The sequence below is a fragment of the Sphingomonas sp. Ant20 genome (assembly GCF_000783375.1).
GTDB lineage: Bacteria > Pseudomonadota > Alphaproteobacteria > Sphingomonadales > Sphingomonadaceae > Sphingomonas > Sphingomonas aerolata.
In genome coordinates, this window is record NZ_JRVI01000122.1 from 1 (window position 1) to 10,962 (window position 10,962).

At 68.1% G+C, this 10,962-nt stretch carries 11 protein-coding genes and 2 pseudogenes; 2 read left to right on the forward strand and 11 right to left on the reverse strand.

Features of this window, described 5'->3' with window-relative positions; translation table 11 throughout:
- Positions 1 to 147: 147 nt before the first annotated feature.
- The 5 genes and pseudogenes from fliG to NI18_RS14425 all read right to left on the reverse strand — a co-directional run bounded on the left by fliG (position 148) and on the right by NI18_RS14425 (position 4,526).
- On the reverse strand, positions 148 to 1,152 hold the full coding sequence (gene fliG / locus NI18_RS14410; protein WP_031394705.1) for a flagellar motor switch protein FliG: 1,005 nt from the start codon (positions 1,150 to 1,152) through the stop codon (positions 148 to 150).
- Between the two features lie 93 nt (positions 1,153 to 1,245).
- Entirely contained in the window at positions 1,246 to 1,926 is a 681-nt protein-coding gene (locus NI18_RS27150) for a flagellar M-ring protein FliF C-terminal domain-containing protein (RefSeq protein ID WP_306286432.1), read from the reverse strand.
- Positions 1,839 to 2,846: pseudogene (fliF, locus tag NI18_RS27155) on the reverse strand (flagellar basal-body MS-ring/collar protein FliF); the annotation flags it as partial. The gene NI18_RS27150 and the pseudogene fliF, both read right to left, overlap by 88 nt.
- Before the next feature lie 4 nt (positions 2,847 to 2,850).
- Positions 2,851 to 3,213: a flagellar hook-basal body complex protein FliE gene (gene fliE, locus NI18_RS14420; protein ID WP_037530804.1), complete on the reverse strand. Its 363-nt coding sequence runs from the start codon at positions 3,211 to 3,213 to the stop codon at positions 2,851 to 2,853.
- On the reverse strand, positions 3,210 to 4,526 hold the full coding sequence (locus tag NI18_RS14425) for a sigma 54-interacting transcriptional regulator (RefSeq protein WP_037530808.1): 1,317 nt from the start codon (positions 4,524 to 4,526) through the stop codon (positions 3,210 to 3,212). Before NI18_RS14425 ends, fliE begins: the two co-directional genes overlap by 4 nt.
- Positions 4,527 to 4,768: 242 nt before the next feature.
- Here NI18_RS14425 and NI18_RS14430 point away from each other — a divergent pair, with 242 nt between their 5' ends.
- Positions 4,769 to 5,578, forward strand: coding sequence for a flagellin (locus NI18_RS14430; protein WP_037530810.1), 810 nt, complete (start codon positions 4,769 to 4,771; stop codon positions 5,576 to 5,578).
- A 389-nt stretch (positions 5,579 to 5,967) separates the two neighbouring features.
- Here NI18_RS14430 and NI18_RS14435 read toward each other — a convergent pair whose 3' ends face one another.
- From NI18_RS14435 to NI18_RS27160, 6 genes and pseudogenes are all read right to left on the reverse strand, one after another.
- Complete coding sequence (locus NI18_RS14435; protein WP_031439847.1) at positions 5,968 to 6,747, reverse strand: FliA/WhiG family RNA polymerase sigma factor; 780 nt, start codon at positions 6,745 to 6,747, stop codon at positions 5,968 to 5,970.
- Complete coding sequence (flhA, locus tag NI18_RS14440; protein WP_052149215.1) at positions 6,744 to 8,750, reverse strand: flagellar biosynthesis protein FlhA; 2,007 nt, start codon at positions 8,748 to 8,750, stop codon at positions 6,744 to 6,746. The genes NI18_RS14435 and flhA overlap by 4 nt, the downstream gene beginning before the upstream one ends.
- A gap of 57 nt (positions 8,751 to 8,807) precedes the next feature.
- Positions 8,808 to 9,673 (reverse strand): annotated as a pseudogene (locus tag NI18_RS14445) (lytic transglycosylase domain-containing protein).
- A 72-nt stretch (positions 9,674 to 9,745) separates the two neighbouring features.
- On the reverse strand, positions 9,746 to 10,063 hold the full coding sequence (locus NI18_RS14450; protein ID WP_031394268.1) for a hypothetical protein: 318 nt from the start codon (positions 10,061 to 10,063) through the stop codon (positions 9,746 to 9,748).
- The gene (gene flgM / locus NI18_RS14455) at positions 10,050 to 10,364 is read right to left on the reverse strand and encodes a flagellar biosynthesis anti-sigma factor FlgM (protein ID WP_031439844.1); all 315 of its coding nucleotides are present in this window, start codon (positions 10,362 to 10,364) and stop codon (positions 10,050 to 10,052) included. The genes NI18_RS14450 and flgM overlap by 14 nt, the downstream gene beginning before the upstream one ends.
- A 66-nt stretch (positions 10,365 to 10,430) precedes the next feature.
- Complete coding sequence (locus NI18_RS27160; protein ID WP_306286430.1) at positions 10,431 to 10,598, reverse strand: hypothetical protein; 168 nt, start codon at positions 10,596 to 10,598, stop codon at positions 10,431 to 10,433.
- Positions 10,599 to 10,699: 101 nt separating this feature from the next.
- Between NI18_RS27160 and NI18_RS27165 the strand changes: the two genes are divergently transcribed.
- Positions 10,700 to 10,962: hypothetical protein (locus NI18_RS27165; protein WP_306286431.1), on the forward strand; the 263-nt coding region annotated here is incomplete at its 3' end.

Below are 10,962 nucleotides of genomic sequence, written 5' to 3' on the forward strand. Positions count from 1 at the left end.
GTCGCCCGGCGCGGCGCGGCGGAGACACGATCGCGGATATCGGCAGCGGCAAAGCCCATTGGCGGCGCGAAGGCGTGCGCGAGCAGCTGCGCCGCGGTGTCGTGGCGCGCGGCGAAGCCCGCGACGAAACCGGATGCCCCGACAAACTTAGACATAGTCGTCCTCGCCTCCGCCCATCATGATCGTGCCGTCCTTGGCGAGCCCGCGTGCGGTCGCGATCATCGCCTTCTGCGCCTCGAGCACCTCGGCGAGCCGCATCGGTCCGCGCGACTCCATCTCGTCGCGAATGCCGTCGGCGGCGCGCGCCGACATGCAGCCGAGGAAGCGGTTGCGCACCGCCTCGTCGACGCCCTTGAGCGCCTTGGTGAGGATCTCGCCATCGACGTTGCGGATCAGCGTGCCTAGATTCTTGTCGTCGAGCTCGAGCAGGTTGTCGAACACGAACATCGCCTCCTCGATCGCCTTGGCGACGTCGCGGTCGATCTTGAACAATTTGGGCATGACGCGCTGTTCGGTCGCCTTGCGCGCGCCCGACAGGATCTTGGCCGCCTCGCGCGTGCCGCCCAGCGTCACGCCCTGGCCGCTCGACCCGGTGCCGGTGCGGTTGGCGAGCAGCGTGCGCAGCGTGTCGACCGCCTCGGGCGTGATCGGCCCGAGCCGGGCGATGCGGTGGAGGATATCGGGCTGGACCGCATCGGGCATCAGTTCGAGCACCTGGCCGCCGACTGACGCGTCGAGATTGGCGATTAGCACCGCGGCGATCTGCGGATGCTCCTTCTCGATCATCGCGGCGATCTCGCTCGCATCGAGCCAGTCGAGCAGTTCGAGCTCGCACGCCGCCTCGGCCGGGGTGATCCGTGCGAGCACGCTCTCGGCCTTTTCGCGGCCGAGCGCGCGGTTCATCACCGCCTCGATCTTGGGACGGGGGTCGAAGCCGATCGTCGTGCGCTCGCGTGCGCGGTCGACGAAATCGTCGAGCACCGTCTCGACCTCCTGCTCGGAGACATCGGCGACCTTGAACATCGCCGCGCCGAGCTGACGGACCTCCTCCGGGTCGAGCTTCTGAAGGATCGCGGCGGCTTCGTCCTCGCCCACCAGCATCATCAGCACGGCGGCACGTTCCACGCCGGTATAGGTGCGCAAGCCCTCCATCAGCGTGCGTCCGCCTTGATCATGTCGCGCACGGCGAGCGCGGCGCGGGTCGGATTGTCGCGGGTGAAGCCGCGGACCGCGCCGACCCGCTCGTCATAGCCGCGTGAGCTTTCGAGCTGGTCGAGGCTGACCGGGGGGGATGACGACCGGACCGGTCAGGGCCTCGGCATCCTCGCTCTCGGCGCCTTCGATCGTCTGGCCGAAGGCGGGCCGCGGCGTCGCGTCCTCGCGCTTCTTCATCAGCGCCTTGGCGATCGGGCGAACGCCGAGGAGCAGGACGAGCAGCGCGATGACGATCGCGGTGCCGTTGCGCGCGAGTACCGGCAGCCACGCATTGTCGTACCAGGCGGGGCCGGTATCGGCGGCGGCATCGGCGCCGGCGAACTTGCGGCTGATCACCGTCACATTGTCGTTGCGCGTCTGATCGAAGCCGACCGCGCTCTTCACCAGGTCGGTGATCTGGTTGATCTCCATCGCGGTGCGGCGCGTCTTGTCGGGATCGCGGAGCAGCACCGCGACCGACAGACGCTTGACGCTGCCCGGGGTGGCGCGGGTCACCGACACTTCGCGGCCCAGGTCATAGGCGCGCTGATACTGGTCGGACTGCTTCATCGCGTCGGGGGGCGGGGCCGCCGGCGACGGGCTGGCGGCATGCCGGGATTGCCGGTCGCGGGCTGCGGTGCCTGGAGCGTGCTGGCGGCGGGCGGCGTGTTGCTGAGCGCGCCGGGGATGCCCCCCGGGGTCGCGGCGCCGTCCTTCTGGTTGCCGGTCCAGTTGCCCGTTTCGGCGCGCAGCACGCCCTGCTTGTCATAGCTTTCGCGCGTCGCCTGGGTCTCGTCGAGATTGACGTCGGCCTGGACCTCGGCGGTGAAGTTGCCGGCCCCCACCAGCGGGGTCAGCAGCTGGATCAGCTGGGTGCGGTACTTGTCCTCGACGCGACGCTGGATCTCGATCCGCTTGTCGCCCGCCGCGCCGACGCCGTCGACGCCGCCCGGCTTGGTCAGCAGCGCGCCCATCTGGTCGACGATCGTCACCGAATCGGGCTTCATGCCGGGTACCGACGATGCGACGAGGTTGATGATCGAGGCGACCTGTGCGTCGCTCAACGACCGGCCGCCCTGCAGTTTCAGGATCACCGAGGCCGAGGGCGCGGCATTGTCGCGGACGAACACCGAGGCTTCGGGCGTCGCGAGATGCACGCGCGCCTCGGCGACCGCGTCGATCTCCTCGATCGACCGGGCGAGCTCGGATTCGCGCGCCTGACGCAGGCGTTCGCCTTCCACCGCGCGGCTGACGCCCATCGGCAGCTGGTCGAGGATCGCGTAACCACCGGGTGCCGCCTTGGGCAGGCCCTGGCCGGCGAGCAGCATCCGCGCGCGCGAGTAATCCTCCTCGGCGACCGTCAGCGAACCCGTCGAATCGTCGATCCGGCTCTTGATGTTCGCGGTCGTCAGCGCGGAAGTGACCGCGGCCTTGTCGGCATCGGGCAGGTTGGTGAACAGCGTCTTCTGCGTCGGCGAGGACAGCGTCATCCACGCGAGCGCGGCGGCGGCGATCAGGCCGATCATCAGCACCATCGGCAGCGAGCGGCGTACCGCGGGCTGCGCGAAGGCGGACTTTATCTGTTTGAGCGGGTTAGCGAATTTCTCGGGGAGGCCATTGGCCGACGAAGCGGGGATGAGGGCAGTGCTCATATCATTACACCGGCATGCTCATGATGTCCTTGTAGGCGGACAGGAGTTTGTTGCGGACCTGCAGCGTCGCCTCGAACCCGACCGACGCCTGCTGGCGCGCTAGCATCACTTTGGCGATGTCGACGGTCTCGCCGCGCTCATAGCTTTCGCTGAGCTTGGCGGCCTGGGTCTGGCCCTCGTTCACGCTCTTCAGCGCGGTTTCCATCGTGTCGCCGAAGCTGACGGGTTTCGTCTCGGTCGGCGCGATGGTCGGGGCGGTCTGGCTGGCACGCGCGAGTGCCTGGTTGCGCTCGAGGATCTGCGAGCGCAGCGCCATGACGCGGTCGACGCTCATCGCGCCGCCGCCGATTCCGCTGACGCCGCTCATGCCGACATCACCCGGGCGAAGTCCTCACCCTGTTCGCGTGCCTTGGCGAGGCGATAGCGCAGCGTGCGCTCCGAAATGCCCAGCCGGCGCGCGGTCTCGATCCGGCTGCCGCCGCATGCCTTCAGCGTCTCGCGGATCGCCGCGAACTCGCTCATCTGGACAATGGTGCCCAACGTATCGGTCTGCGGTTCGGCGGGCGTCGCGGCAACGGGCACGAGCGGTTCGGCGATGGGCGCGACGACCGGCGCGGGGCGCGGGGCGAAGGTCATCGTCACCGGGCGATCGAACAGGATGTGACTCGCCTCGATCGTGTCGCCGCCGCAGAACAGCAGCGCGCGCTGGATCACGTTCTCGAGCTCGCGGACATTGCCCGGCCAGTCGTGCAGCATCAGCGCCTCGATCGCCGCGCGCGACGGCCAGGGAATGACGTTGCGGTTGCCGGCATGACGCAGGATCATCGTCGCGGCGAGCGCAGGGATATCCTGCGGCCGCTCGGCGAGCGACTTGGTGGTCAGCGGGAACACCGCGAGCCGGTAATAGAGATCGGCGCGGAACCGGCCGGCGGCGACCTCGCCCTGCAGGTCGCGATTGGCGCAGGCGATGACGCGGACGTCGATCGGCTGCGGCACGGTCGCGCCGAGCGGGACGACCTCGCGCTCCTGGAGCACGCGGAGCAGCTTGGCTTGAAGCGTCAGCGGCATCTCGGCAATCTCGTCGAGCAGGATCGTGCCGCCGTTGGCGGCGCGGAAAAAGCCCTCACCGCCCGATGACGCGCCGGTGAACGCGCCCTTCTGGTGGCCGAACAGCATCGCCTCAAGCATCGATTCGGGGAGTGCTGCGCAGTTGATTGCGATGAACGGGCCGGTCTTGCGCGGCGAACCATTGTGGATCGCGCGGGCCAGCACTTCCTTGCCGGTGCCGGTCGGACCGTTGATCAGCACGGTGATGTCGGCGGCGGCGACGCGCTCGGCGAGTGCGAGCAGCGCGAGCGATTCGGGGTCGGCGGCGGTCGGCATGTCGGGCCCGCCGATCAGCGCGCGGGCAAAGCCGTTGCCGACCGCAGTATCCTCGGCGGCAAAGCCGATCCGCGCGGGCGCGCCGCTGCGCGACGGGGTGACGCTGCGGCCTTCGGAGCCGATCACGACGGTGCGCGCGGGGTAGGCGACGGGCTCGCCCTCGGCGACGAGGAACAGGTCGTTCGCGCCCGGCTGTGCGGTGTCGAGCGATCCGATCCCGAAGCCCTGTGCACGCAGGGACGAGACGAGCGCATATTTGCGCGCCGTGACGGCAGCGGATGGAAAGATCGAGCGCATGAAGTCCCCCTGTGACGATTCGGGAATGCGGCCTTGAGGGTAAAGGCGCGGTTAAATCGTGCCGCGTCGCGGCAAACTATTTCCGGGCGCGTTCGCGCGCGCGTGTACGGGAGCGCGCCACGCCGGTGCGCGGAGGGCGGATTTTTTTCCTAAAGCCCGGAGAAGCGCGGCCGTTACCCATCCTGACGGCTCGGTCCTTCGCCACGGGGGCGGCGGGGTAGCCGGCATGAAGGAGCTTAATCATGACTGTTATCGGGACCAACATCTCGTCGCTGCGCGCAGCTAGCGCATCGACCACCGCAAACGCTGCGCTGTCGACGGCCATGGAGCGTCTGTCCACCGGCAAGCGAATCAACTCGGCCAAGGACGATGCTGCAGGCCTCGCCATCGCATCGTCGATGACGGCGCAGATCAAGGGGATGAATCAGGCTGTCCGCAACTCGAACGATGGCATTGCACTTGCGCAGACTGCTGACGGCGCCCTCGGCGAGGTCACGAACATGCTGCAGCGCATGCGTGAGCTGTCGGTTCAGTCGGCGTCGGGGACCTATGACAACACCGATCGCGCAAATCTTCAGGCTGAAGTTGCCGAGCTTTCGGCGCAGATCACCAGCATCACTGACAATACGAAGTTTAATAAGGTCGCATTGTTTGGTACCGGGGACACGGTAATCAATATCCAGACCGGAGCGGGAAGCACCGATCAAGTTGCCCTGACGATCACTGGACTTGACCTCAGCACTGCAACAGACGCAGACATTTCCACTGCCGCTGGTGCCACTGCAGCCATCGGCCTCATCGACACGGCACTCGGCGCGGTGTCGACAACCCGTGCATCGCTTGGTGCAGGCCAGAGCCGCCTCGAGTCGGTCGTCAACAACCTGACGTCAAACTCGACGAACCTGTCGGACGCCAAGAGCCGCATCGAGGATGCCGATTTTTCGGCCGAGACGCAGGCGCTCGCCAAGGCGCAGATCCTGAGCCAGGCGTCGACCGCGATGCTCGCCCAGGCGAACCAGAGCCAGCAGGGCGTGCTGAAGCTGCTTCAGTAATCCGATCCCGGCGCCGGCACCGGCCCCCGATCGGGTGCCGGCGCCAGTCGGATCGCCTCCCGGTAAACGGGGCGCAGCGAACCCCGGTGGCCTCAAGGCCGCCGGGGTTTTGTGCATTGGGATGGCAGCGGGTCGGCTGAGCGAGGGTTGCCTTGCGCTATTTTCGCAATGGCGATCGGAGAGGCGGCGCGCATCCGCGCGGCGGCGGGATGATTCGCGGGCAACACATCATCGGCAATGTTCATACGCTCTATCCTCCCCCGCCAGAGGAAGGTGGCGCCAAAGGCGACGGAGCGGGGAGGACACGCAACAGCGGTTTTCCCTTTCCGCCCCCTCCGTCAGGCTGCGCCTGCCACCTCCCCCTTGGCGGGGGGAGGATGAGGGGTACGTCAGACCTTGCGGGCGAGCGCGCGTTTCAGTTTCGCGTGCGCGGATGCCTTGATCTGGCAGACGCGGGCGGCGCCGATGTCGAAGACCGCGCCGATCTCCTCGAGGTTCATCTCCTCGACATAATAAAGCTGGATCACCTGCGCCTCGCGTTCCGGCAGCGCGGTGATCGCGGCGATCAGCGCGTCCCGCAGGTCGCTGTCGGCGAGCTGTTCGAACGCGTCGGGGGTGTCGTCGGCGAACCACGGCATGTCGTCGGCATAGACCTCGTCGATCGAATCGAACCGGATCGCGTCCGCGGTCACATAGTCGCTGCGCAGCTTGTCGATGCTGACGCCGATATGCTGGGCGATCATGGCGTCTCCGGGGGCCTTGCCCGTCTGGGCGGTGAGCGTGGAAATGGCGTCGGCATATTGCCGGCGGCGGCGCATCGCACCGCGCGTCGTCGTCGCCTGGCGCCGCAGTTCGTCGATCATCGCGCCGCGCAGGCGGGTCGCGACATAGGCCTTGAACGGCGTACCACGCTCCTCGAACCCGGCCGCGGCCTCGACCAGCGCGACGAGCCCGACCTGCACCAGATCCTCGACCTCGACGATGCTGCTCATGCTGCCGTGGACGTGCCAAGCGATCCGGCGGACCATCGCGAGATGCTGTTTGACGAGCTGGTCGGGGTCGCCGCTGGGGCGTTGCTGGGGACGATAGGTGAGGGGCCCCGTCGGGATTTCGCCGGCGCGCGCGGGGCGGGCCTTGTCGAACGCCGCCATCATCGGTTCGGCGCTCATGCGGCCAGCGCCTGCTGTGGTGCGCCGATGACCGCGACGACCTCGACCGCCTTGTCCTCGGGTACTTCGAAGAACGACATGACCGGGGTGTCGGGCAGGCAGGTGCGGACCAGCTTGCGGATTGCGAGGCGGATCGCGGGCTGGACGACCAGCGCGAACGGCTTGGCCTCGGCGATCAGCGGCTGCGCGGCATTTTGCAGCGCTTCGACGATGCGGCGGCCGAGATCGGGTTCGATGACGTGGCGGCGCGACTGGTCGGCGCGCATCGCCTGGCCGAGCAGCCCTTCGAGATGCCCCTCGAGCGTCATCACGCGGAGCGGCTCCCGCATCCCGCACAGCTTCTGGATGATCAGCGCGCCGAGACGCGGGCGGATCAGTTCGATGATCTCCTCGGCATCCTGGCTGCGCTGGGCGGCGACCGCGATCGCGGCGGCGATGCTGCGGAATTCCTTCAGCGGGATGTTCTCGGCGAGCAGGCCCTTGAGGACCTGGGTCAACGTGGTGATCGGGATCGGCGCGAGCGCGGTGACGAGTTGCGCCGCGCGCTCCTTCAGCCCGTCGAGCAGCGCCTGGACCTCGTCGGGGCCGAGCAGCTCGGACGCAGTCTGGCCGAGCAGGTGATTGAGATGAGTCGCGACCACGGTGCCGGGATCGACGACGAGATAGCCCGCGCCGGTCGCCGCATCCGCGTCCGCGGTCGAGATCCAGGTCGCGTCGAGCCCGAAAGTCGGATCCTTGGTGGTCTTGCCGATCAGCGAGCCGAACGCCTGGCCGGTGTCGAGCGCGAGCATGTCGTCGGGCGACACGGTGTCCTCCCCGACGACGACGCCGTTGACGATGATGCGGTAGACATAGGGGGCAAGGTTGATGTCGTCGCGGACGCGGACCTGCGGCACGACGAAGCCCAGTTCCTTCGACAGCTGGCGACGGACGCCGGTAATGCGGCCCATCAACGGCGATCCGCGGCGGTCGTCGACCAGCGGGACCAGGCCGTAGCCGATGTCGAGATTGACCTGCATGCCGTCGGTGACCTCGTCCCAGCCGATCTTCGACTGGTCGATCGCCTCGACGGGGGCGATGACGACGGGGGCGGGGCGACGCTCGATCTGGCGCAGCTTCCAGGCCGCGAACCCGGCGATCGCGGCGGCGGGCAGGATGACCATGTGCGGCATACCGGGCAGGACGCCGAGCAGCGCGAGGATGACCGCGACCGGCGTCCAGGTGCGCGGGGATCCGAACTGGCCGCCGATCTGGCCGGCGAGATCCTTGTCCGAGGTGACGCGCGTGACGATCGACGCTGCGGCGATCGACAGCATCAGCGAGGGAAGCTGTGCGACGAGCGCGTCGCCGATCGCGAGCAGGATGTAGTTGTGCGCGGCGTCGGCGATCGACATGCCGTGGCTGACGGGCCCCAGGATCAGCCCGCCGATGATGTTTGCGGCGAGGATCAGCATCGCGGCGACCGCATCGCCCTTCACGAACTTCGACGAGCCATCCATCGAGCCGTAGAAATCGGCCTCGGTGGACACCTCGATGCGGCGCGCCTTCGCCTCGTCGGGGGTGATGAGCCCGGCGTTCAGGTCGGCGTCGATCGCCATCTGCTTGCCGGGCAGCGCGTCGAGCGTGAAGCGCGCGCTGACTTCGGAGACGCGGCCCGCACCCTTGGTGACGACGATCATGTTGATGATCATCAGGATCGCGAAGACGAAGATGCCGACGACGTAGTCGCCGCCGATCAGGAACGTGCCGAACGCCTCGATGACGTGACCCGCCGCGCTCTCGCCCTCATGGCCGTGAACGAGCACGATCCGCGTCGAGGCGACGTTGAGGCCGAGGCGGAACAGCGTGGCGAACAGCAGCACGGTCGGGAAGGCGGAGAAATCGAGCGGCTTCTGCGCGTTCAGGGCGACCATCAGCACGGCAAGGCTGATCGCGATGTTCGCGACGAAGAAGATGTCGAGCATGAATGCCGGGATCGGCACGACCATGACGAGCACGAGCATCAGGATCGCGAGCGGCAGGACCGATGCACGGGCGTGGAGAGCAGGCGGTTCATGGGTTCAGCCACCCATCTTCGCGAGCATCAGATAGGCGAGCCGCGCGGTGTCGGGCGCGGCCGCAACAGGCTTGCCGAGGTCTGGCCCCCATTGAAACCGGCGTTCCGGGTGCCGAACCGGCCCATCGTCGACGTCGCCCAGGCGAGCGCGTCCTCGGCGCTTTCATTGTTGCCGGTGACGACCGTGCTGCCGTCCATGTCGAGCGCCTGCGCGGCGAACTGGACCGAGCCGGTCGTGGCCGAGCCGGTCGCGCCCGCGGCGGCGGCGCCGAGCTTTGTCGAGAATCGCTCGTAGATTGCCGACAGCGAGCGCGGCGTACCGTTGGACTCGTAGAAGACGCCGCGATTGGCGCGCGCGGCGGAGGGGAACAGCGCGGCACCGCTCGCGTCGGGATTGGCCTGCATCGTCGTCAGGAACTTCGACGCGCCGCCGAGCCCCAGGAAATGCGCCATATACAGATCGGTGCCGGTCGCGGTGCGGCCAAGCTTGCCCTCGAGCGCGTCCTTGTTGTCCGACGCATGTTCGGCCGCCATCATCGAGGCGGCGGCGGGATCGTTGCGCAGCGCGAGGATCGCCTGACGCGTGCCCGCATCCGCGACGCCCAGATGCCCGCCCGACGACTGGCCGATGCTGTCGGCTGCCCAGCCGAGCCCGTGCTCAGCGCCGTGCTTCTTGACGACCGCGAGCCAGCTCTGTTCGATGAACTGGTACAGACCCGACGCGCTTGACGTGCCCGCCTTGGCATTAGCGTTAAGCCCGCTTTCGAGCTTCGCCTGGCCGAGCAGATAGTCGAAATCCACGCCCGTCTTGCTGCTCGCAAGCGCGATCGCGGACTGGATCCGGCCGGTAGTGATAGGATTGACGGTCATCCCGCGAGTAATGTCCCTGTTTCAGGACACTACACAGCAAGGGGCGTGCCAGATCTTGCCCGGCCGCGCGGATCAGGCGTAGGCCGCACCCATGCGCGGGCGATAGCCGGCAATGCCGCCCTCGCCGGTCAAGGTTTGCAGGCGGCGGCGGACATTTGCCGCCATCAGGTTGGTATAGATGCGGCAGGTTTCGTTGAGGCGGTTCGCCTCGTCCGCCAGCTCGCGCAATTCGGGACCGGCAGGGCCGGTACCGAGCGTTGCGACCGCATTGATGCCGTCGAGCTTTTGCGTCGTCGCGCGTTCCAGCCCGGCCACGTCGTTGGATTTTAGCGCCGCGATCTCGGCATGCAGCGCGTCGATCACGCGCACTAGGGCGTCACGCCGGGTCATTCGGTGCCCATTCCAGTTTGAAGGCGAGGAGCCGGTCGGCGATCGTCGCGGGCAGGATCGGGAAGGTGCCGTTGGCGACCGCCTTCTTGACCGCGGCCACGCGCGCTTCGTTGATCGGGGCTGCGGCGGCCATCGTCCGCGCGAGCGCGATCGACGAGGTTGCCGAGGGTTCGGCCTCGACCGCACGGTCGGGCGTCTGCGCCAGGGGCTGGGCGACCGGCTGGGCGGGCGTCGTCGCGGCGATGCGCGCGACGCTGCGCTCGCCTCCCGTCAACGGCTTCGAGCCGATCGATTCCACCATGTCTGCACCCTCTGGTTCTTGCTGACAGAGGGAGAAACGGCCGGCGTGCGAAAAGCTTTAACAAAATTAATTCGTCCAGCCGGGCAGGGTCGCGCGGCCGCTGGCGACCGCGATCGCCTGGACCGGGGTGCGGGTGTCGTCGACCTTGACCATGAAGCGTGCGCCGGGGGCGGCATCGGCCAGCGCGACGCCCTCGCGACTGATCGAAAAGCCGTCGGTGCCAGCCTCGATCACGATCGGATCGCCGCGGCGGATGACGGGGGGCGGCCTTCACGACCGGGGCATAGGCCGCACGGGTCGTGGCGGGCGTCGCGCCGGGGGCCGAGGCCGGGCGTATGACGGGGACGAAAATGCGCCAGGCGGGGCCGGCACAGGCGACGACCACCGCGTCATGCGCTTCGGTCCGCCACGACATCGCGACGGTCGGGCACGTCGCGAGCCGCAACCGCGAATCGACCGTCGTCCGCGCGCCACCCTCGGCGCCGATCGGCCGGCCGGTGAATGCCGAGACCGCGCGATCGAGCGCGGCGATATCCTGGAAGCCGGCGGACGGCGCACCGGCAGCGATCATCAACAGGGCGAGCATCATGAGGGGGTC

Bases quoted from the DNA above. Each gene is read 5' to 3' on its own strand.
- fliG (WP_031394705.1), bottom strand. From the start codon at position 1,152: ATGGAGGGCTTGCGCACCTATACCGGCGTGGAACGTGCCGCCGTGCTG.
- fliE (WP_037530804.1), bottom strand. From the start codon at position 3,213: ATGAGCGGCGTCAGCGGAATCGGCGGCGGCGCGATGAGCGTCGACCGC.
- NI18_RS14425 (WP_037530808.1), bottom strand. From the start codon at position 4,526: ATGCGCTCGATCTTTCCATCCGCTGCCGTCACGGCGCGCAAATATGCG.
- NI18_RS14430 (WP_037530810.1), top strand. From the start codon at position 4,769: ATGACTGTTATCGGGACCAACATCTCGTCGCTGCGCGCAGCTAGCGCA.
- NI18_RS14435 (WP_031439847.1), bottom strand. From the start codon at position 6,747: ATGAGCGCCGAACCGATGATGGCGGCGTTCGACAAGGCCCGCCCCGCG.
- flhA (WP_052149215.1), bottom strand. From the start codon at position 8,750: ATGCTCGTGCTCGTCATGGTCGTGCCGATCCCGGCATTCATGCTCGAC.
- NI18_RS14450 (WP_031394268.1), bottom strand. From the start codon at position 10,063: ATGACCCGGCGTGACGCCCTAGTGCGCGTGATCGACGCGCTGCATGCC.
- flgM (WP_031439844.1), bottom strand. From the start codon at position 10,364: ATGGTGGAATCGATCGGCTCGAAGCCGTTGACGGGAGGCGAGCGCAGC.